Origin of the sequence: Photobacterium swingsii, from assembly GCF_024346715.1 — a bacterium.
Classification (GTDB): Bacteria; Pseudomonadota; Gammaproteobacteria; order Enterobacterales; family Vibrionaceae; genus Photobacterium; species Photobacterium swingsii.
Genome location: NZ_AP024853.1, coordinates 1,790,088 through 1,811,438 on the forward strand (window position 1 = coordinate 1,790,088; position 21,351 = coordinate 1,811,438).

Below are 21,351 nucleotides of genomic sequence, written 5' to 3' on the forward strand. Positions count from 1 at the left end.
ATAATAAAATCAGTGAAACGTTTTGATTCTACAGGGGTATCAATTACTTCCTTTTATACTAAAACTAATTGAATGTTCACTTATCATAGATAGAATAGTAAGCAAGCTTCTCACCTAACGATACAGTCATGCTTCAATAGAATGGCTGATAAGGTTTTATCGTGCTTTCTCAGCTTATTACACGTTTATCGAACAATAGATTTGCCATCGCTTTATGTAATGTCTTCATTATGGCTTTGCCAATTTCATTAATAGCAACTTTTTGCAATTTATTAGAGATATTTGCATTTAGGATGGATTGGCTGTCATTTGCTGAAATCATTGGGAATATAGGGCGGTTGACCGCGCATATATTCCCAATACTGATAAATATATACATGGCAATGTACTTGTCTGATGTACAGCGTCTACCTAAATCGGCCACCATAGCGTGTTCATTAACGGCTTTTTTTATTATCTCGTACCAATGGGGACTCATTTCGACGGTTATTCCCTTACCTCATAGTTTCATTATCGCATTGTTGAGTGCATTTGTTGCTTGCACGATCATTAGCATGACCAACCGTTTCAAAATATTACACCTTGATAGTGCAAGTAGTGTGATGGATAACAGCATAAGAGTACTTAATTGCTATATGCTAACCTTGGGTGGGATTGCTGCAGCTAGTACTTTTATAAAATTAGTCTTATTACCTATTATTTCTCAGTACCAGTGGTTTCCTGTCTTGGATCCCTTAGTGTTTACTGATGCAATGATTTATGAATTTATTCGTGGTTTATTGTGGTCGTTAGGTATTAATGGTCATAACGTACTGCATATGTATAAATCTGAACTGTATGAAGTGACCGTTGCAAACATTGCAGCTTGGCAGAATAGCGGTGCTGCGCTTAATATTTTGAGTGCTAATTTTTATGATTTTTTCACAGGCATGGGCGGCAGCGGTAATACTTTTAGTTTAGTAATTTGCATGTTGCTCTTTGCAAAGAGTAGCGGTTACAAGACGTTAGCAAAAGCTGTGTTTATATTAGCGCTGTTTAATATCAATGAACCCTTGCTATTTGGTATACCAATCATTTTTAACCCAATAATGTTGGTTCCTTTTTTATTAGTACCACAAGTCAGCCTGCTTATTGCGTATTTTGCTTTTTGGGCGGGTTGGGTGGCACCTATTAGTGAAGTTAATAGTTGGTTGCTTCCTCCATTATTAAGTGGCTACTTATCAACAGGTGGTACAGTGGGGGGCGTGATCCTGCAAGTGGTAATATTGCTGGTGGGGGTAGCCATTTACTACCCTTTTTTCAAAATCATGGATACGCGCAGTGAGGGTATAGATCTGATGCGCATTTTTAATCGTCGATTCTTTATTAATGGCGATATGGATGTGAAGTCTAAACTTGCCAGCTTTATTCCTTCGATGCATAGTAACTTGCAAGCACAGCGCGATATAGAGCGCTTGAATACCGATGGTGAAATGATTTTGTATTATCAACCTCAGGTTGATGTTGAAAACGAACAGATTGTTGGAATGGAAGCCTTATTGCGTTATCGCACTCATACTGGAGATATATTACCTCCAACTTTTATTCGATCATTTTCACAGCTTCAGATGATGCCAGAATTGGATTATTGGGTAATGGAGCAAGCGATCCAAGCAACGTCACCTTATTGCAATCGCCCTGATTTTTTACTTTCTATCAATGTGTCATCAGATACTATATTGACCAAAGGTTTTGTAAGGTACCTTGATAATCTGATTACAGAAAGCTCGCTATCGCATCGTCAGGTTGAGATTGAAATTACAGAAGAGCTGCTTGTCTCTGATGAAGCGATGACGGCTAGTGTCATTAATCAGCTTCGCACCTTAGGAATATCAGTTGCTCTCGACGACTTTGGTACAGGCTTTTCATCTTTAGCATATTTATCTCGATATGACTTCGACAAAATTAAGGTTGATCGCTCTTTGATCCAAAAGCTGGATACAGAAAGAGGAAAGGAGTTACTCCGTATCGTGGTCGAGCTTGGCAAAGTCACCAGCGCTAAACTGGTTGTCGAAGGTGTTGAAACACATGATGAACTTCAATACATATCTGATTTAGGTGTACGCTACGTTCAAGGGTTTTATTATTATAAAGCGATGCCCCTTGAAAGTATTATAACCTTAATGAATGCTGAAAAAGTAGCGAGTTAATAGTGATAATATTGAACTAATCTAATCTGAATAACAGTTGAATATGTATTAACTTGTTTCAGGTTATTTCTAATATTCAATACCTGTTAAGTTTAATGCGCTATTGTTATTGCATGGCGAAGATGATTCGCAATGTACAAAATAAAGTCCGGACGCTTTTCCTATCAATAACGTATTTATGGTGATTGTATGAAAAAGTTATTAATGCCAGTTCTGCTTGTATCTGTATTTTCTATTAGTGCTTTTGCAAGTGAAACAGAAACTGAGAATACCAGTAATATTAGCCCTGTTATCTGTGCTTCGGCTCAATTAAACAAAGACAGTAATAATATGGATGGTAGCGATGCTGCAAATTATTTATCATGTAAGCTAAATAACATGCTCCAAGAGTAACGTACTCTTGCTGGATACTAGAAGGGTAGACTTTGCGGTTTACCCTTTATCAGAATTGTATATTTCAATTATTCTCTATTGCTTTGCTGCTTTTTTTGGGGCGCTATCTATACTCAAATTTATTTTACAGAACGGCGCCAAATAAGGTAAAGTCTGCGCCTATTTGTAAAATGAGTTTATGACTTATGTCTCGCACAATTCTTTATACTTACAAGAAGCAGGAAAAAACGCTGACGTTTTCATACGATCAATTCCGCACAATTCATGAAGCTGTTGCAGCTGCAGAAGGCATTGATTTAACTGCTTTTTTGAAAATGGAACAGCAGGTTGAAGCGGTTTCTAATTCAACCAAAGCAGCCAAAGATTACCGTGATAATCACTTCAAAAAACTCGGTTTTGGTCGTATCACGCTAGCACAGAAAGAAAATCGCGGTGTTGGTCATAAATAATCACGACTTGTAAGCGTTTCTGGGTAGTTGTAGGTCAATTACCCACATTCTTCCCGCATAATTTGTAAACCGTCCTCAAAGCAACGACGCCATGCCTCCTCCACATGCGGATTGAAGTAAGGATCGCAACTTGCTACAGCCTCTAGCAAACAGCTAAACCAAATATTTAAGTCCTCTTCATGGATACCTAGCCCATCTTTGCCGTGACGCAATGCATATACACGAACGCTCGTTCGTGCAGAAGCAGAGGTAGAGGCAAGCATAATGATCAGTAGTGATGCTTTCATCATGGTCATCTGCTTTGTCATATCAACACCGTCAAACATACGTTTGAATCTTTCACCCTTCTCAAAGAATTTGGTATAAAAAATATCAAGAAATTCATCATTACGATTACACCTATCGTAGCTGTCATTAAATATTTGAATAACATCCATATCTTCACCTAGTGCAGTCGACCAATACTGATTGGTATTACCTTATATAAGGTATTGGTGAAACCTTCAGCTTGCGAATTCAATCCTAGATAGTGTGATGAAGATACACTTGTGGGTGTCTTTATGGGCGAGTTATGCAGAGGTATTGCATTACTGATGTCACGGTTCTTTGTGTTGAGTGCAGTTACAAAGAGGGAGGGAATAACCTGAACCAATCACTATTGGATCAGGTTATTATTGCGTTATGCCTGTAAGCGTTTGCTGCGTTTAAATATTCTGAGCAAGGCTTCTAAGGTGCATAACAATAAGCCTAGCCATATCAGACCAAAACTGACAGCTTTTACGCCATCAAATACTTCATTAAAGAGCAGTACGGCTAACAAAAATTGGAGGCTTGGCTCTATATATTGCATTAACCCGACCATGGTTAAACTGGTACGGTTAATTGCTAACGCAAAAAAGACCAAGGGCGCTAAAGTAACTGGTGCAGAACCGATGTAAAGTAGCTGAGTTGCAAAGTCAGCATTCAGTGCGGTGCTTGTGCCTTGGCTGTAACCCCACAATAGATACAAAATGGCGAAAGGAGCCAGTATCGCGGATTCCAACGTTACTGAGGTCATGGCATCGAATTTAATATTCTTTTTGCACAAACCATAAAGGGCGAAAAAGCTCCCCATGATCAGTGAAATCCAAGGCAGTTCACCGTAGTGCCAGACTTGATAACCAATGCCGAGTATACCAAGTACAACGGCTATAGATTGCGCGTGCGAAAGACGCTCTTTTAAGAACAATACAGCCAACGCAATCGCAAATAATGGATTGATGAAAAAGCCAAGGCTTGCTGCTAGTACTTGCCCATGCGTCATCGCCCACGTGAAAGCATACCAAGACACACACATTATCAAGCCAGCGATAGCGGTCATTAGTAGTGATCGTTTATCTTGCCATACTAAAGATAATACAGGTAAAGGCTGACGTAACATCCAGCAAATTAGCAGCATGGATGGAACAGAAAAGATGATACGTAAAGCGAGTAAATCATTGATATCTGCACCTGGCAGATATTGATAATACAGAGGTAATAAACCCCAAAGTACAAAAGAAAAAGCGGCTAAAGCATTACCCGCACGTTGAGACTGCATGAGTAACCCGTAATAATAAAAGGGATCAGGAATGGAGCGATTTTGTCACTAAAGCGTCTTAACGAGAAGCTATTTATCATACGTTTTGATGAAAAATAATCAGGTTTCGCATTACTTTTTTAATGCTGTCACTGTATAGACAGTCCAATAGCGCTGTTGACCCGTTAGTTGGGAAGAGCGTTCTCGTTTTTCTTGCCAAGCTATAATATAAAATCCGTCCAAAAGGGCTTCAATTTCTTCCTTTGTGTGGGTAAGAATCGGCAAGTTTTCATCAACGCCTACATCATCTTTTCCGATAAAGTGTCCGCAAAAAATACCGCCACTAAAGAGGCTTTTGGTCATTTTTTGCCAAAAAATCGTAAACTCATCGGGTTTACTGTAAAACAGGCAAGCGCTGGCATTAACCAGGTGGGAGCGAGGAAACTGGTATTCAGCAAAAGAACTGATTTTGACATCAAGCATGGGGTTGGCTGTTGCTAATGCATGTTGAGCCAGTTTCTCTATGGTCGGTAAGTCTTTATCAAATGCATATACTTGGAAACCTTGTTCAAGCAGGTACAAAGCATCTCGTCCTGCACCACAGCCACAGTCTACGGCAATGTTCATGGTTTGGCGCTCACCAAGAAACTGATTAGCCTCGACGACATGTGGTCGTGGGGGAAGCAAAGATTGAGTGTTGAGGTAGTTTAACCAGTCGACCGTAGCCATAACACGCCTTGTTGTTACCAAAATGCTCACTAAGTATAACGAGTTGGTAAATAGATGATTGCTCACTTTTTGGACATAAGGTGTGAGTTGCTAAAATTGGTCATAATAACTTCACGTATTACTCGTAATTTTTGATAAAATAGGTTCCAATCATCGCCAATTTGGCAACGAACTAGTAGAGAGAAAATTATGACCAAGTTAACGTCGGACATCCAAGCTAATCAGGACCTATTCGTGACTGAAAGCCAAGACACCCGTTTTGTTTGGGGTCTTTGTAATGAAGAAGGTGATTGGCTAGCCGTTGACTCATCTGAATTTGAAAATTCAGAAGTGATGCCATTTTGGTCGAACAAAGAAGACGCTCAAACTCATTGTGTTGATGAGTGGGCTGAGTTCAGCGTTGCAGAATTACCATTGGATATCTTTGTAGAAGATTGGATGATCACACTTGCAGAAGATGGTGTTCTAGTTGGCCTAAACTGGAATGATCAGCTTGAAGGTGGCGAACTAGAGCCATCAGATGTCGCTAAGCTTTACATCTAATCTTCTTAGGTAATAGGGTGGGTTAATACCTTAAGTGTATTACCTACAACCAAACGGCTCTGAAGTAATTCAGAGCCGTTTTTGTTTGGGTAGTTTATAGCGGTTGCTTCGTTAATGGTTTTGATTGGTACTGCCCATAGTAATAACGCGCGTATTGGTAACTGACCCAAGCAACAAGCCCTGTTGCGACTGTTATTTCTAACAACCCGAGCTTTTCAAGCCATGCCCACTGTGGAAAATCTTCAATCAAAAACTGTTTTAAACGCTCACTGGCGACTGCACTAATAACCGATGGGAAAGTAACGGCAGCTAACGATGGCTGAAAACGTTGCTTTAACAGATCGAAGTAACAGAGATAGACCAATATGGTCATAGTGATTCCTACACCCGCTAATGCGCCAGTTAGGATAAGATCGGGTTCTTGTACGTTCAATAGGTAAGCCGCCAACGATAAATTCACGGGAGCAGCCATGATGGCAAGTGTCGGCCGTGCCTTTCGAGGGAGTCGCCCAGCAAAGCATAAGCGGTATAAAACAACTGGCAGCATGATGAAATATAGAGTGATACATATATCCGTCATGGCGAGGGCAAAAGCATGATGCCCAATTTGTACACCTGCTAACGTGCCACTAATTGCGCCGACAGGATAAAGAAACCAGCTTGGGTAAAGGTGGATTAAGCGAAAGCTGCGAAGCTGAAAGAAGAAAAAACACACCAGCATGACATAGTGCAGCGAAAGCGCGGGATACCATAATAATCGTGCACTATTAATATGAATAGAAGAGAGATAATCGGCCAGCACCAGCAACGTCATGGTCATAGGCGCCATTAGACTGCCGTAGAGAGGGTGTTTTAAATCTTGGATAAATAGTGTTGGGTTGAGCAGGTACTTGAGTAACACAGGTAGGAGTAAACAAGCCCCAATAAAAGCAAAAATACTGCGTAGTGCATGAGAATGTTCAGGAAGAAATAAAGACCAGGCAAGGCCTAAACCTGTGGTACCTAGAGCGAGTGCGGCTTGTGCGGTAGGAATACCTTGTAGTCGAGACGCCAAACTAGCCATTTATACTGTGAGCCTTGTCATGTGAGTAAAAAAGAAACAATATTTTACACTATTTATGGCCGTAGATTCATGAAGTAATCGGCATTTATTCCCTTTATTAAGTCATTTCAATTGCTTAGGTGCATGTGTGGCGAAAGGTGATCTAAGCCATAAAAATTCGTTATTTAATTTGCCAAAAGCCAGATTTATGACCATATTTATAGTGAACCTGCAATGAGTTGTTTCATAGCATTTCGGAGGAAAGCTGTTTTATTCTGTCTCAAGGGTGTAGGTTCGGATGTAGTGAGTAGAAAAGGCTCTTGCATCGTCAAATGCATCGGTAGTGATTGGACTGGTACATTACAATTTGGATAGCAACACAAAACTAAAATACTTCTTCGCTAAATTATAGCGCTCGATAAACGATTGACGTTACGAGCACGGCAAACTCAACGTAGTGAGTGGCGGAGCCTGATATAAAGTTACATTTGTTACAAGAGACATAGCAACATAGCTCCAAGTACAATGTTACACGACTCAAATGTACTAGTAACGTACATGAAATAAAGATAGACAGTAACAACGTAGAGTAACAAATGGCCTTGAGTGTACTGAACTAAGTAGACTAAGGATAAAAACAAACAAGCCGCACTGCAATGGTGCGGCTTTTCTTTTTCAGTAACAAGATCAAATGGTTATTGATGCTCTCTAATTGTTGGTGCTACTAACGTATGGCTTTCATAAGCAACAAAGGTGTTTCGGCTTTGTGTTTTTGCATGGTAGAGCGCTTCGTCTGCATATTGAATTAAGCCGTTAATGTCCATCTCATCTGCAGTATTTGGGTACCAGCAATAGCCCCCAATTGAAAGAGTGATAATAGAAGCGCATTTGGAAGCGTGATGTGGAATAGAAAGTTGTTCAACCGCATGTTGCACCTTCTGCACTTTCGGATGACAAATCTCAAGCGGTTGCCCGTACAAGATCACTAAAAACTCATCGCCACCGAAACGAAAAACATAATCATCGCTGAAAGTAAATTCTTGCTTAAAAATGGCAGATAGCTGGGCAAGTACTTTGTCACCTTCATGATGGCCATAATAATCGTTATAACCTTTATAAAAATCAATATCGATCATTAAGCAGGTGATGGGCTGCTGAGAATGCTGCGCGTTATGCAATAACTTAGGCACAACTTTCTCTAATTCATAGCGATTAAGTAGTTGTGTCAGTGGGTCTTGTCGCGACAAGCTATCTAACTTGTTATTAATAATCTCAAGTTCATGCTGTTGTTTGCGCAGTATTTGCGTTTGTCGCTGGTTTTCAAGTGATACTGCAATAAAGCTGGCTAACTGTTCTGCGAGATCACAATGGTAGCTTTGGTATAGATACGCAGTTTTATGTTCTAAAAATAGCGCACCGATAGTTTTGTTATTTAAATTAATAGGCGTAACGATGGCAGATTGGTTACGTTCACCATCACCAAAGTACATCTGTCGATCTAAATGGTTGAGATTAATGTATGTTGAAACTTCTTTCTCAGAACTTGTGTTCAGCAACAGTGTTTTTTGGTGATGAATGCAGTATGCCTCTAAACTTGAAATATTCTCACAGCTAATAGTAAAAGGAGTAATCAGTTCGCTATCTTCAATGAAATGGTTGTAATTAAGAACTTGGTTATCTTCGTTATAAAGCGCGATCCCAAAAACATGGATGGGGATGATCTTGTTAATTTGATTAAACACATCAAGTAGGCAGTCATTGAGATTATTGACCGTAGCGATATTTTGACCAATCTGCGTAATGATCTTTAAGTTACCGTGTAACATCTGTAATGAATCATGTTCACGTTTTTGCTCACCCAGTTTAAGAATACTTTCTATATATTCAGTCTCATTACTTGTGGCACGTTTAAGCTCTTGGTTGGCGAGTTCAGCTTGTTTCGCTATCGCTTCTTTTTCTAACACGAGATCACCATGCTGGTGATGAATTTCAGCTTCAAGTCGATACAGTTGAATTCTTAGCTGGTAGTTTTGTTCTTTATGAATCAGTAACTGTGCCTGATGGCATCGTTCTAGCGACAAATCCAGTTTGCCGGATGCTTTTAACAGTAGGGCGTAGTGGTACAAGTTGTCACTGCGCCCCATATATTCGTATGTTTGAAGAAAAGACAAATCCGCTTTACGGTAGAACGGCGTTGCAATGTCATATTCGCCTTTTAATGTAAGCAAGCGAGCCTTGTATGCATAGGCAAAACCCATAGAGCGTGAGCAATCGAGTGCTTTGGCGATAGCGATACTCTGTTCAATGTAATGAAAAGCACCGTCTAGACACCCAAGGTGTCCTTCTGCTAGCGCAATATTGTCCAGCGCTAGGGTTAGACAGCTTTGTTCATTGTTGGATTTGGCAAGATCTACAGCTTTTAAACAGTATCTTTTAACACGCTCAAAATCGCCAAGCGATAAGTAAGTATCACCAACATTGAGGTTAAGTAAGAGTTTTAAGTTTTCGTCTTCGACGGTATTACTTTGCTGAGCTGCTAAGAAGTGCTTCAAAGCTTGGTGATATTGACCAATGAGTGAATAAATTGTGCCTAGGTGAACATCACAATACAGATGCAGAACTTTGTTTTTATTACTATTGCAGAGTATCTGACAATGGATGAAATAGGGGATTGCATGTTCAATAGTATGGCTACGGTACACATCGTAAGCCGTTAAAAAGCAATCATATTCATCAGGTAGGGTGATGCCTTCGATGGCAATCATTTGATTGATTTCAGCACGTAGCTGTTTAACAGCGTCATGTTTTGTTGATTGCTGAAGGCGTGTCAGTTTAGTGAGAATGAGAGAAAGTGTACGCGCTTTACTCATGGTGCCAATCCGTGGAATGAATTCATCATGCAAAATATAGAACGTTATACCGTAATAAAAAGGTGTAAACAATAGTACATTTAGCTATTAATATTCTTGTTTTTACTAACAATAAGCATCAGTAATAAAGTATATATTGCTTCCATATACTGGCGGTAAATATTGTAATAATAATTCTTATATGTGATCTTATGATATGCGCAAGTGATAACTCAGTGGCTAAATAGAGACATAATGGTTATTTAGCAACCGTCTGAACATAAATGTCGAATTTATTCTTTACAGCTATCTGCTGCACCCGTATTATTCGCGCCATGGAGAGATGGCTGAGTGGTTGAAAGCACCGGTCTTGAAAACCGGCATACGTTTGTAGCGTATCTAGGGTTCAAATCCCTATCTCTCCGCCACTTTCAAGAAAGGCGCTAATTTATTAGCGCCTTTTTTACGTTTGAGGGAAATGAAAAGGGTGTGTACCAAATCTGCCATACCCACAGCGTTCCGCCAATTTTAAAGAAGCCAGCTTAATCGCTGGCTTTTTTGCATCTGATGCATGGCAATGAATAGGTAGGATGCCGAAGACTAGAGTAGGGAGCACCTGAGCGAAGTGAAAGCACATCGCCTGTGCCGAAGGCGTGAAAAAGCAATAGCCCGAAGGCGGCGAACTTGTAAGCAGTAAATCCGTATTACTCCGATACTTTCAGATTAGCCTAATAGATGTGCTGGGCTTTTTCGTATTTGTTGGAGGCCGAGGTGGAAAAAACTGTTGGCCATGATCATGAGCAGCTGATGAGGCAGGGTATGCGAGTGATTCACTTTGCTACGCTAATAAAGGTACAAACTGATCTTGCCGCTATAAAATAACAACGTCGCTAAATCTCAATCCTTTAATAAAGTAAGAGGGAATGTTTGCTTAGCTATGCCTTTCTGTTTAAGAGGTGCTTTTATTATATTCATTGAAATAGTCAGTATTTTTATTCCACTCACCCTTAATAACATAATTAACAATTTCATTACCAGAAATGGAGATGTATTTCGCTTTTAAGAGAATTTATGCATTTATAACGGCATAAACGTCGCTCTAATGGTGTATAGGTATTAACTTTGGCAAACTTATTGTGAACTGGTTATCATAATTCAACGAAATCCACAAAATATGTCATTCAACTCGATGAGATTATATTCACAATTGACGAATCGAACATAAATATAAAATGTAGAAATACCCAGATTATTAATAAAAACGTGGATAATTAGTCGTAAAGTGATTATTTATCCTATTTATTCGGCATGCTAGTGAAAAGATGTTTAGAGCTGCGTCACATTTACCCTTAATTATTTCACTTACTATTGCGCCACTTCGAACATTCTTTCAAATACGTTACGTTCAATATAAAAACGTATTTATGTACTATATAATAGGATAATATTCCAATGACTGACGCGATCATCAAAGTTTCTCGTAATACTGAGAACGCACCTCAAAGCACTCTATCAACTCAAACAGTTGCTTTCTCTCACTACAATAACTTTTCGGCTCAATTGCCAGTAGACCCTAAAACAGGTGAAATCGTTGTTGGTGACGTAAAAGACCAAGCAGCACAATGTCTAACTAACATCAAAGCTATCGTAGAAAGCATCGACCATGTAATGGACGACGTTGTTAAAATTAACGTTTTCCTTAAAAACATCGCAGACATTGAAGCTGTAGATGAAGTTTACGCGACATTCTTCACTAACCTTCTACCAACTCGCACAGTTGTTCAAGTTAACGCACTGCCAATGGGTGATGCTTTGGTTCAAATGGATGCGCTTATCTCTAACGGTGAAGGTACTGCTCCACAAGCTCCTTGTGCTCTTATCAAGCTTTCTCGCAACACTGAAAATGCACCACAAAGCCCAGTTTCAACGCAAACAGTTGCTTTCTCTCACTACAACAACATCTCTGCTCAACTACCAGTAGACGCTAAAACAGGCGCACTAGTAGAAGGCGGCGTGAAAGAGCAAACTGCTCAGTGTCTTAAAAACATGAAAGCTGTACTAGAAAGCATCGATGTACCTTTCGATGACATCGTTAAAATCAACATGTACCTAACTGATCTTGCTGATGCTGACGCAGTAAACGAAGTTTACTCAACGTTCTTCCCTGATTCAGCTATCGCTCGTACAGTTGCTTATGTACCTGCACGTTCTGTTATCGCAGCAGACGCACTACCAATGGGCGCATTAGTTCAAATTGATGCTTCTGTATCTCACGGCGACGGCACACCTCCACAAGAAGTTGAAGACCGTCACAACATCGTTATCCGTGCAAACAATACAGATGCTGCACCACGTAACCCACTACACACACAAACAGTTGCTTTCTCTCACTACAACCACGTTGCAGCTCAACTTCCAGTTGACGTTAAAACAAACGCAATCGTAGCTGGCGGTGCTAAAGAGCAAGCTGAGCAGTGCATGAAAAACATCAAAGCTATCGTTGAAAGCGTTGACCACGTAATGGACGACATCGTTAAAATTAACATCCAACTTAAAGATGTTGCTGATATCGATGCAGTAAACGAAGTTTACACAACATTCTTCAACGGCGACCTTCCAGCACGTACAGTTGTTGGTGTTTCTCAAATCGAAATGGGCGCACTAGTTCAAATCGACGCTGTTGTTTCTAACGGTGAAGGTACACTTCCACAAGCTTAATTGCTTAGATTGCAGCTTGCTCTGTCTTTATTAAGGCAAGCTGCATCATATTAATATAAATTGGCAGGCTTTATCATTTGAACCGTGTATTAACGGGTAAATGATAAAGCCTGTTTTTTTGTTATTTCAAGATGATCAGTTATAACTAATTTCAGTGTCTTGATAGGTGATAGTAGAATAAAGCGGTGCGGATAAATCCAATGTCATATTATCATCGACAGCCTGTTGATTGCCTTTATGGATAATCACATTCGCGCAGCCTGTATTTCCTTCTTTTATTTTTAACTCAAAATAAATACCGTAGCTTGGATCATAGCCTAGAGGCTGAAGGGGTTTCTCCCAGGAGATGTCTTTGAGTTGTGACGCCAAAATAGAATCACAGTGCTTATCATTCCATACCTGCATTCCCCAACCGGCAAAGTCCTCTTCTGGGGCGATCATCATAGCGTCATCGTACATTCTAAAATAAACCAGTGCTGTTTTTTCCAAACCTTCGATGTTAGGTGCTTTCGCTTTTGCACTCTTTAAATTTGTGTAGAAACGTTGATTGATAAACTTTTCTGGAATCGTATCGACGGCTAACTTGAGGCTTCCGTTTTTGCCGCTAGCCAAATTGATCTCATGAGTGTAAGCAAAGTTATGGGTATTGTGCACTAAATTGCCAAATCGGTAGTAGTTCTGCTCCGATGAACTTGGCATCAACTCCAAGCGTAAGTAATCGGTATCTATAATGTCGTGGCCAAGCAGTTTATAAGTACCAGACTCGATATATTCGTGAGCCTTTGCTTGATTACAGCTCTCGTTATTGGTTACAAGCGTACGCAGTGTATAGCTGGTTTCATTTAACGACAGTTTGAATGAAGGGCTGTACTCTGTATTGCTATCGCACTGGTATTCATTCTCCCAGTTCCCGTATAACTCGTTGAGTTTGTAGAAGCTATGGATATTTTTCCATGGACTATCTGATGCGATCGTTATCTTTTCAGGTAAAGGGGCGATGACGTTATTTTCATTTTTGTATTTATTAAAGCCACTAAGCACAGCAATAAATGGGGTAGAACTGGCAGCGCTAGAACTGGTTACACTATAGTCGGCTAGTTTAACAATACCGATACCAGGTACTAGCCATAAACCTTGGTTGATATCTACCGTAGTATTTATCGTGCCATAATCTTGTGTCGTGACAGATATAGAAAGGATAAGACGGTAGCGAATATGTAAGGCTTCATAGCTGCCAGTAGTGGTTTTAACGGTTTCAGTACCTTTGTATGACCACTCATATGTATACTCACCATATGCTGGCCCGACATTGGGGGATATTTTTACTTTCATATCATGATAGCCATCACTCCCTTTCATATCGCCAATAACCGCATATTCAGGAAGTAGCAATGCTGGGTTTTCTGATAAATCGACTTCAACTTGATAGTCTTTATTGTCGACAGTAACCTGATTGAGTTTGATACGGTCGATATAGACGGCATTATTTTTCTGGCGTAGCGTCTGCTTATATCCGCTGTGATCCCATGTTAACTCTACACTTTCTTGGCCGTTATTTTTAATAACATTGCTACTCGACAGCGTGATGCTCTCGCTAGAATCAGCAACATCATAACGCCACACTGCGCCACCTTGGGCTGGCAGGTAGGAGTTTGAAAATGCTGTTGATGTGATAGCGGTGGTCGCTGGGGTGGTGCTATCTGTTTTCTCAGAACTGCCGCCACAACCAGCAGCGAGACTCACGACTAAGCAGAGCAAAGCCCTTTTAAGATTCATATCTACATTCCTTACATTAAAACCACTGAAATACAGGGCAATTCACCGTCCTGTTTGGGTGCAAATCCTGTCAGATACCTTGTAATAGTTCACAGCGTAGGTGCTGTATTGAAATGCAATATGTAGATTGGCTTTACTTGTTAAGTTGTTTTGCGTGAATTAAATATGATTGTTTAGCCAATGAGCAGGTTGCTTTGATAGTGACCGAATTTATTGTGAGCAATGCATTCTTGAGCAAACTTATCTGCCACGTCAATGAGTTAGGGAGTTCTTACAAGCGGAAATTGACTTTTATCTCACACGGTGGTTAACAATATATGCGTAAGTAGCATATTGGTTACCGCGCGGTAACATTCAGCTTATTTTTTGAATTGTACGAAATTGGAGATATGTAGGCGGATAGATATAAGAGAGCCATGAGTAATTAAGTCTTTGACAGCCGATGAATACAACAAAGCCGACATAAGCCGGCTTTGTTAGTGTGATACATTCAACGCGAATGCTTGATGGTGAGTAGGGGGAGACTGCGTTAAGCCATCATAATGTTAGCGATCATTGCAGACAGGATACTGACTAAGGTTGAACCATACAGTAAGCGTAAGCCGAAGCGCGCGACAAGGTTACCTTTTTCTTCGTTCACCCCTTTGACGGCACCTGCAATAATACCGATAGAGCTAAAGTTAGCGAATGACACCAAGAAAATCGAAATTGTACCAATCGTATGGGCAGATAGTGTATCTAGCTGCTCTTGTAGTGCCATCATAGCGACAAACTCATTCGAAACTAGTTTAGTTGCCATAATACTACCTGCTTGTAGTGCTTCGCTGGCTGGAATACCCATCAACCAAGCAACAGGGTAAAAGACGTAACCAATCAGATCTTGGAAGCTAATACCCAGTGCAACCGTAAAGCCCTTGTTGATCATGGCAATCAGTGAAATAAAGCCAATCAGCATTGCTGCAACGATTACGGCGACTTTAAAGCCTGTTAGGATATATTCGCCAAGCATTTCAAAGAAAGTAACGCGCTCGCCTTCTGCTTCTGCCACCATATCATCAAAGTTTTCTTCTGCTTCATGATCGTATGGATTGATGATAGACAGAATAATGAAGGTGCTAAACATGTTTAAAAATAGCGCCGCAACCACATATTTGGGTGCGATTAGCTGCATGTAAGAACCAACAATCGACATAGATACAGTCGACATCGCCGTTGCTGCTAAGGTGTACATACGACGCTCGGACATTTTGCCTAAAATAGCTTTGTAGGTAATAAAGTTTTCAGATTGGCCAACCATCAAGGCGCTGATGGCATTGAAAGATTCTAGCTTGCCCATACCATTAATTTTCGAGAGTAAGTAACCAATGGCGCTGATCACAATAGGAAGCACTTTAATATGCTGTAAAATACCGATTAGTGCAGAAATAAAGACAATAGGCATTAAGACTTGTAAGAAGAAGTCGAAACCCCCTTCATTAATTAGCCCACCAAAGACGAAATTCGTCCCTTCTGCGGCAAAAGCCATTAGGCCGTTAAAACCTTCAGCGAACTCGGTAACGATACCTGTACCCGCAGATGAATTGAGTAAGAAGTAAGCTACGCTCATTTCAATAACGAGTAGCTGGATGATATAGCGGAGTTTAATGTTTTTACGATCTTTACTCGCTAATAATGCAAGAACGGCGACGACGGCAAGACCAAAGATAAAATGTAAGTAGGGCATGGGTGTATGTACCATTTGTGATTATTCTCAAATTCTATGTGTATGCTCCCATCTGAATTACCTCTTTAGGGTGACTTGAATCTCATTTATTGAACTGGTTTGTATTGATTTTTTAGCTGATAACTAATTGTGTTGAAAGGATTTTAAGAAATTTTATTCATGCTTATCTAAATAAATTGCACAAGCATTAATAATGAAACCTGATTTTCGATGAATGGAGCATGCTTAAGGTGAATGTGTTGAATAGGGTATTGGCAAGAGCAATAAAATGCCCTTCACAACAAATGTTATGAAGGGCGTTGGGGTATGTGAAATCTGGTATTAATTTGCTTCTACGGCTTTTTGAATGGCTGGGCCAATTTGACGCTTACGTGATGTCACACCCTCTAGAATTAACCACTTCTCTTGAGATTGTCCTTTAAATGCAGCGCTGGCAATCTTTTGATCAGCGCTGTCAATCCATAAAAGGTTGGCACGCTTGTGTTTGGTATCAATTACAGAGAAGAAGAGATGATCTAACCCCGCTTCTTTTTTATAGGCTTTCATTGCCGCAATAAATTCAGATTTTCTGTCTAACAGTTGTTGAGCTGTAATGGTTTCCGCCACACCAATCCCGACTTTTTTACCGCCGTAAGCGAAGTTTTTATAATCTAACGTCAGAATATCAGCGGCACTGACATGGCTTAGGTCAGATTTGGCTTCCAGCATTTTTTCGCCAAATGCGTTGATGTCTTTAATACCTGCAAGTTTCGCTAGTTTCTCTGCATAGCTACGATCGTATTGCGTTGTCGTTGGCGAACGGAACACCATGGTGTCAGATAAAATGCCACCTAGTGTTGTACAGGCTATATTAGCGGGAAGATCGATACCAAGTGTTTCAGCATGGTTTGCAAGAATCGTTGCTGCCGATCCCCAAGGGCGAATATCAATAGCCGCTACTTGTGTCATGTTTACTGGGTTACCGCCAATAGCGTGGTGATCAACAATAGCGACAATATTCTTTGCATCTATTGAGGAATGAAGTTGCGTCTGCTGGTTAAAATCCACTAAACCAAATTGTTGAGCTGATACATCTTTCAGTAATTTTGGAGCTGTAGTTTGGCAGTGCTCAAGCACAAAGTGACTTTCTGGGTTGATATCTTCAGGAACGGCTGCTGTACCACCATAGATGTGCGCCGCTGCAATAGCTGATGTAACGGTGTCAGTATCAGGACTTAAGTGACCCGTCCAAACAAGGTTATCAGTGTTATTTACTTGGGGTGTTGTGAGGTCAAAAGCCATGCTAGATGCGCTGATCATAGAAAGTAGCACAGCGAGGTAACGTCGTTTCATAATTTAATCCATTATTGTTTTCGCTGTGATTCATAGTGATAGAGACATATGAGCGCACATAATGGCATTTGTATGTTCTGCGAGTGAAATCAAAACAATAGCCTGACTAAAATAGGAAATAAGACTAGTTTGACTAACTCTATTAATATTTACTTACGCTTCTCTTTAGTGAATAGATTATTTACTGGAAGGATAATTCACTGTAATGCTGTTATAGCATTACAGCGAGATCATTGTTGAATAAGCAGTAAAATTAGCTAAGCTGGGCAACGGCCGATTTAAGTTGATCTAGAATCTCGGGGTTCGTTACTGTACCTGTCGCAGGATCAAAGTTGTCGTAAAAACTTGGTACAGAGAGCTGAGCTTTAACTTCCCCTGCAAAGTATGGCGCTGATCCTGCTGCCGCCGCTAACACACTACTCGCACCACCAGGGCCAGGGGAAGTCGCAAGTAACAGCATAGGTTTACCTTGGAATACTTTTTGATCGATACGCGATGTCCAATCAAACAGGTTTTTGTAGGCCGCGGTGTAAGAGCCGTTATGTTCAGCAAATGACACAATTAATGCATCTGCTTCACCAATCTTTTTAAAGAAAGCTTGTGCAAGCGCAGGCTGTCCCAGTTCTTGTTCGCGCTCCATGCTGAAAAGAGGCATTTCGTAATCGTTGATGTCTAAGATTTCAACTTCAGCGCCTTCAACGAATTGGCTGGCCGCCGTGACTAACTGTTTGTTGATTGATTGCTTACTGTTTGTTGCTGCAAATGCTAATACTTTCATCATGATTCCTTAAAATTCTAATTCTATGTATTGGATGTTGAGCATTGTTACTCTAAGTCACGCTGACTAGTTGAATGCATTTAATCCAGTATATTCAATAAATTCGATAACGTTACGATCAGGGTCTCGAATAAATACTGACTCACCGGTTGGATGGCGCATCGGACCACCGCTAAGCGGTATGTTATGGCTTGCTAAATGTTTTAGTGCTTCAGCTAAGTCTGAGACTTCAATCGCAACATGGGTATAACCTGTGTGTTTCGTTTCAACATCCATTAATTGATTTGTACTGTCACCTTGTGCGGCATTCAAAATCAGATTGATATTAATGCCTGCAGGGTGCTCAATAATGGCGACGGGCTCTGGTCCACTTGGTCCTGTGATGTATTCAAAGCCTAGCTTGCTATAAAAGTCTCGAGCAGTAATGAAGTCTCTCACTCGCAAGCCAATATGATTAACACGCGTTATTTCTTTCATCGTCGCCGCCATCTGTTATGTTGCCGATGAAGTAACTATAAATTACAACTCAGAATTCATTAATAGCTACACTGTGGATGTATTGTTTCCAAATAACTGTTAATCCTTCATCATAGGGAATAGAGTAGGGCGTGGTGGATCTGATTATTGGTTCCAGTTTGCATAAGCGAGGCGGGGAAAATAATGGCGTTTAATGCACATTTACTTGATGGAATGATAATTTTTGTTGAAGTGGTTAACAGTGGCAGCTTTACTAAGGCGGCAGACAATAGTGGGCACTCAACGTCTTACATCAGCAAAGAAATCAATAAGCTGGAAGAGCGGTTAGGTGTACGTTTGCTGCATCGAACAACGCGATCATTGAGTTTGACGTCAGAAGGGGAGATTTACTTTCAGCAATGCCAGCAATTACTCTTCGATGCAGAACAAGCAGAATTAGCGATGACGGGTGGGCAGGTTGAGCCACGAGGTTTATTACGCATTTCATGTCCGATTAGCTTGGGTATTTCTCGGGTTCGCCCTGTAGTGGCTAAATATATGGCGCAGTACCCTGAGGTAAATTTAGAGCTGGATCTGAATGATCGCCGAGTCGATATGGTTGCTGAAGGGTTCGATCTTTTAATTAGAGCATCTGCTAACATTGAAGATTCAAGCTTAATCTGCCGCCCTATTTTTCAGTCGCATAGTATTACGTTGGCTTCACCTGAGTATCTTAAACGTTATGGTACACCCTCACACCCAAGCGATTTAGCGAATCACCGCTGTATCAGTTATAGCAATTTGAAAACCCCGAATGTGTGGCAGTTCACCGACCAAGATAATCAACATCACTCGGTTCAAGTACAAAGCAAAGTGCTGACGAACAGTTCTGAGATGGAGTTAGGTCTGTGCCTTGCGGGTCAGGGGATAACGCGGTTGCCTAAATTTAACCTAGGATCGGAGATAGAGCGAGGGTTACTCATTCCTTTGTTTACTGACTTTAAATTGCAAACCATCAATGTGTATATGATGTATCCAAGCCGTAAGCATATGTCATCAAAGGTAAGAAGCTTTATTGATTTTATACTGCACGAATTAGGTGATAGCGCGGACAGAAAATAATACGGTATGTTCAGATATCGTTCATCTTTGTTCAGTTAGTCTGAAAGAACATAAAGAAGAGGCATAGACGATGAAGAATATTTTGACTGGTATTGCGGCACTGATTGTAGGTGCATTTACATTGATTATGGCAACGGTAATGGGTCTTTTCATTAGTGTTGCAGCCTTACTTACAACACCATTCATCAAACGTAAATTTGCTTACGCCCACGCGGAAACCCGATTTAACCGCGGCCAGATGCACACAGCACATCAAGGTAGTAGTAATGTAATTGATGGTGAGTACGAAGATATTAGCCGCCGTTAGTACGGTAACGGCTCAATAGAGCGCCTGACACAAGTTGATATACTGGTGCATACAGGCTGTCTCGTCCTAAAATACGTTGACGATTTTAGTAAGCCAGTAACGCAAGTTGCTGGCTTTTTTCATGCATTTTATTTGGCGTATCCATGCCAAGGCTAAGATGCGGCCTCATTTCGTTATACGTATATATAGACTCTTCAACAAGCGTTTTTAACTCGTTAAGACCTTTGCACTGAGTAAGCAAGAACTCTTGCTTGAGGATACCATTGACCCGCTCAGCTAACGCGTTTTGGTAACAGTCATATCCATCCGTCATTGATGGTATTATGCCATGCTTTTTAAGCTTCTCTTGATAAAGGCTAGAGCAATACTGAAGTCCTCTATCTGAATGATGGATTGTCGCATGACGATAACATCGAGTCTTTAGCGTCATATCTAAAGCCTTCACAACATCACTCGCTTTCATTTCATTACTGACTTCATACCCCATAATTTTACGACTGAAGGCATCGGTAACTAATGATAAGTAGTGAACACCCTCGCTCGACTGAACATAAGTGATGTCGCTCACCAGAACCTCTTCTGGTTTTGACGGAACGACTTCTTTTAGCAAGTTCGGATGTTTTTTCATCCAGTGCCTGCTGTTCGTTGTTTTGGTGTAACTCCGTTTCGGCTTAACGAGTAAGCGTTCTTCTCTGAGGTAATTAAACAAAGCATCACGACCAAGTTTTATTCCCTTGGCTATCAGCTTAGGTTTCAGTAAGAAATAGAGCTTACGAGTTCCTAGTCGAGGCATGAAGCGTCTTAGTTCCAGTACCATTCCTCTCACAGGAGCAAGCTCAGCCTGACGAGTTGCCTCACGCTTTTCTCTCTGATAGACACATTGACGAGATATATCGAGCAATGAGCAAGCTTTACTTAAGCTTACTTTCCTCTCTTTTTGAAGGCTTCTTGCTCCTTCGCTATATACTTTTTTCTTAGCGACATCCCATGCTCAGCGTCAAGAATATCGACAACTCTGTTGAGAAGAAGACATCTAAGGCGTTCATCTTCGAGCTCTTGTTCAAGTCGTTTTATTTTCTGGGCCGGCGTTTCATTCGCTCTTGGTGACTTTGGCATCGTGTTCTTCCTTGGACAGGTAGTCCAATCCAATTTTCCATGCTTTCTTAACCAAGTAAGAACGGTCGAACGACCTTGTATGCCGTAAATTGATTGGGCTTGTTTATAGGTCATGTCGCCTTTTTCGATGGCGTCTACAACCTGTAATTTAAAGCCTAGTGTGTAATCACGCTGAGTGCGCTTAACGTAGTGTTTATTTGGAATGGTCATCATTAGTCCTCAATGTGTAAACACATTTCAGGACGGGACAGGCAATGAATTAAAAAAGCCC

General features: G+C 40.7%; 18 protein-coding genes and 1 tRNA gene. 8 read left to right on the top strand and 11 right to left on the bottom strand.

Going from position 1 to position 21,351, the window contains the following annotated elements; all coding sequences use genetic code 11:
• Positions 1-161: 161 nt before the first annotated feature.
• From OCU77_RS25025 to OCU77_RS25035, 3 genes are all read left to right on the top strand, one after another.
• A complete protein-coding gene (locus tag OCU77_RS25025) occupies positions 162-2,189 on the top strand; it encodes an EAL domain-containing protein (RefSeq protein ID WP_239686044.1) in 2,028 nt (675 codons plus the stop codon).
• A gap of 189 nt (positions 2,190-2,378) precedes the next feature.
• Positions 2,379-2,582, top strand: coding sequence for a hypothetical protein (locus OCU77_RS25030; protein WP_048900137.1), 204 nt, complete (start codon positions 2,379-2,381; stop codon positions 2,580-2,582).
• Between the two features lie 185 nt (positions 2,583-2,767).
• A complete protein-coding gene (locus tag OCU77_RS25035) occupies positions 2,768-3,031 on the top strand; it encodes a DUF2960 domain-containing protein (RefSeq protein ID WP_048900136.1) in 264 nt (87 codons plus the stop codon).
• A gap of 38 nt (positions 3,032-3,069) precedes the next feature.
• Here the strand turns inward: OCU77_RS25035 and OCU77_RS25040 are convergent, their stop codons facing one another.
• From OCU77_RS25040 to OCU77_RS25050, 3 genes are all read right to left on the bottom strand, one after another.
• A complete protein-coding gene (locus OCU77_RS25040) occupies positions 3,070-3,468 on the bottom strand; it encodes a globin (RefSeq protein WP_048900135.1) in 399 nt (132 codons plus the stop codon).
• A gap of 242 nt (positions 3,469-3,710) precedes the next feature.
• On the bottom strand, positions 3,711-4,610 hold the full coding sequence (rarD, locus tag OCU77_RS25045) for an EamA family transporter RarD (protein WP_048900134.1): 900 nt from the start codon (positions 4,608-4,610) through the stop codon (positions 3,711-3,713).
• A 111-nt stretch (positions 4,611-4,721) separates the two neighbouring features.
• Positions 4,722-5,318 carry a class I SAM-dependent methyltransferase gene (locus tag OCU77_RS25050; protein ID WP_048900133.1) on the bottom strand — a complete coding sequence of 199 codons (597 nt, stop codon included), beginning with the start codon at positions 5,316-5,318 and terminating at the stop codon, positions 4,722-4,724.
• A 189-nt stretch (positions 5,319-5,507) separates the two neighbouring features.
• Between OCU77_RS25050 and OCU77_RS25055 the strand changes: the two genes are divergently transcribed.
• Positions 5,508-5,861: a DUF2750 domain-containing protein gene (locus OCU77_RS25055; protein ID WP_048900132.1), complete on the top strand. Its 354-nt coding sequence runs from the start codon at positions 5,508-5,510 to the stop codon at positions 5,859-5,861.
• A gap of 94 nt (positions 5,862-5,955) precedes the next feature.
• On the opposite strand, the gene OCU77_RS25060 is transcribed toward OCU77_RS25055, so the two are convergent.
• The gene (locus OCU77_RS25060; protein ID WP_107302950.1) at positions 5,956-6,924 is read right to left on the bottom strand and encodes a TDT family transporter; all 969 of its coding nucleotides are present in this window, start codon (positions 6,922-6,924) and stop codon (positions 5,956-5,958) included.
• A gap of 674 nt (positions 6,925-7,598) precedes the next feature.
• On the bottom strand, positions 7,599-9,773 hold the full coding sequence (locus tag OCU77_RS25065; RefSeq protein WP_048900131.1) for a sensor domain-containing diguanylate cyclase: 2,175 nt from the start codon (positions 9,771-9,773) through the stop codon (positions 7,599-7,601).
• 316 nt (positions 9,774-10,089) lie between these two features.
• Here OCU77_RS25065 and OCU77_RS25070 point away from each other — a divergent pair.
• Together OCU77_RS25070 and OCU77_RS25075 are read left to right on the top strand one after the other, a co-directional pair.
• A tRNA-Ser gene (locus OCU77_RS25070) sits at positions 10,090-10,180 on the top strand.
• Positions 10,181-11,204: 1,024 nt separating this feature from the next.
• Positions 11,205-12,470 carry a RidA family protein gene (locus OCU77_RS25075; RefSeq protein WP_048900130.1) on the top strand — a complete coding sequence of 422 codons (1,266 nt, stop codon included), beginning with the start codon at positions 11,205-11,207 and terminating at the stop codon, positions 12,468-12,470.
• A 135-nt stretch (positions 12,471-12,605) separates the two neighbouring features.
• Here the strand turns inward: OCU77_RS25075 and OCU77_RS25080 are convergent, their stop codons facing one another.
• From OCU77_RS25080 to OCU77_RS25100, 5 genes are all read right to left on the bottom strand, one after another.
• Complete coding sequence (locus OCU77_RS25080) at positions 12,606-14,246, bottom strand: pullulanase-associated domain-containing protein (RefSeq protein WP_048900129.1); 1,641 nt, start codon at positions 14,244-14,246, stop codon at positions 12,606-12,608.
• 529 nt (positions 14,247-14,775) lie between these two features.
• Positions 14,776-15,969, bottom strand: coding sequence for a NupC/NupG family nucleoside CNT transporter (locus tag OCU77_RS25085; RefSeq protein ID WP_048900128.1), 1,194 nt, complete (start codon positions 15,967-15,969; stop codon positions 14,776-14,778).
• 321 nt (positions 15,970-16,290) lie between these two features.
• A complete protein-coding gene (locus OCU77_RS25090) occupies positions 16,291-17,301 on the bottom strand; it encodes a manganese-dependent inorganic pyrophosphatase (protein ID WP_048900127.1) in 1,011 nt (336 codons plus the stop codon).
• A 253-nt stretch (positions 17,302-17,554) separates the two neighbouring features.
• A complete protein-coding gene (locus OCU77_RS25095) occupies positions 17,555-18,079 on the bottom strand; it encodes an NADPH-dependent FMN reductase (RefSeq protein ID WP_048900126.1) in 525 nt (174 codons plus the stop codon).
• 66 nt (positions 18,080-18,145) lie between these two features.
• Positions 18,146-18,556, bottom strand: coding sequence for a VOC family protein (locus OCU77_RS25100; protein WP_048900125.1), 411 nt, complete (start codon positions 18,554-18,556; stop codon positions 18,146-18,148).
• 183 nt (positions 18,557-18,739) lie between these two features.
• Here OCU77_RS25100 and OCU77_RS25105 point away from each other — a divergent pair, with 183 nt between their 5' ends.
• Positions 18,740-19,657 carry a LysR family transcriptional regulator gene (locus tag OCU77_RS25105; RefSeq protein ID WP_048900124.1) on the top strand — a complete coding sequence of 306 codons (918 nt, stop codon included), beginning with the start codon at positions 18,740-18,742 and terminating at the stop codon, positions 19,655-19,657.
• A gap of 70 nt (positions 19,658-19,727) precedes the next feature.
• Positions 19,728-19,964 carry a hypothetical protein gene (locus OCU77_RS25110; protein WP_048900123.1) on the top strand — a complete coding sequence of 79 codons (237 nt, stop codon included), beginning with the start codon at positions 19,728-19,730 and terminating at the stop codon, positions 19,962-19,964.
• 85 nt (positions 19,965-20,049) lie between these two features.
• Here the strand turns inward: OCU77_RS25110 and OCU77_RS25115 are convergent.
• A protein-coding gene (locus OCU77_RS25115; protein WP_390624771.1) for an IS3 family transposase occupies positions 20,050-21,290 on the bottom strand; the annotation gives its coding sequence in 2 pieces (ribosomal slippage) (positions 20,050-20,918 and positions 20,918-21,290; 1,242 coding nt in all).
• Positions 21,291-21,351 lie beyond the last annotated feature (61 nt).

Coding starts and splice junctions, on each gene's coding strand:
- OCU77_RS25030 (WP_048900137.1), top strand. CDS start 2,379: ATGAAAAAGTTATTAATGCCAGTTCTGCTTGTATCTGTATTTTCTATT.
- OCU77_RS25035 (WP_048900136.1), top strand. CDS start 2,768: ATGTCTCGCACAATTCTTTATACTTACAAGAAGCAGGAAAAAACGCTG.
- OCU77_RS25040 (WP_048900135.1), bottom strand. CDS start 3,468: ATGGATGTTATTCAAATATTTAATGACAGCTACGATAGGTGTAATCGT.
- rarD (WP_048900134.1), bottom strand. CDS start 4,610: ATGCAGTCTCAACGTGCGGGTAATGCTTTAGCCGCTTTTTCTTTTGTA.
- OCU77_RS25050 (WP_048900133.1), bottom strand. CDS start 5,318: ATGGCTACGGTCGACTGGTTAAACTACCTCAACACTCAATCTTTGCTT.
- OCU77_RS25055 (WP_048900132.1), top strand. CDS start 5,508: ATGACCAAGTTAACGTCGGACATCCAAGCTAATCAGGACCTATTCGTG.
- OCU77_RS25060 (WP_107302950.1), bottom strand. CDS start 6,924: ATGGCTAGTTTGGCGTCTCGACTACAAGGTATTCCTACCGCACAAGCC.
- OCU77_RS25065 (WP_048900131.1), bottom strand. CDS start 9,773: ATGAGTAAAGCGCGTACACTTTCTCTCATTCTCACTAAACTGACACGC.
- OCU77_RS25075 (WP_048900130.1), top strand. CDS start 11,205: ATGACTGACGCGATCATCAAAGTTTCTCGTAATACTGAGAACGCACCT.
- OCU77_RS25080 (WP_048900129.1), bottom strand. CDS start 14,246: ATGAATCTTAAAAGGGCTTTGCTCTGCTTAGTCGTGAGTCTCGCTGCT.
- OCU77_RS25085 (WP_048900128.1), bottom strand. CDS start 15,969: ATGCCCTACTTACATTTTATCTTTGGTCTTGCCGTCGTCGCCGTTCTT.
- OCU77_RS25090 (WP_048900127.1), bottom strand. CDS start 17,301: ATGAAACGACGTTACCTCGCTGTGCTACTTTCTATGATCAGCGCATCT.
- OCU77_RS25095 (WP_048900126.1), bottom strand. CDS start 18,079: ATGAAAGTATTAGCATTTGCAGCAACAAACAGTAAGCAATCAATCAAC.
- OCU77_RS25100 (WP_048900125.1), bottom strand. CDS start 18,556: ATGAAAGAAATAACGCGTGTTAATCATATTGGCTTGCGAGTGAGAGAC.
- OCU77_RS25105 (WP_048900124.1), top strand. CDS start 18,740: ATGGCGTTTAATGCACATTTACTTGATGGAATGATAATTTTTGTTGAA.
- OCU77_RS25110 (WP_048900123.1), top strand. CDS start 19,728: ATGAAGAATATTTTGACTGGTATTGCGGCACTGATTGTAGGTGCATTT.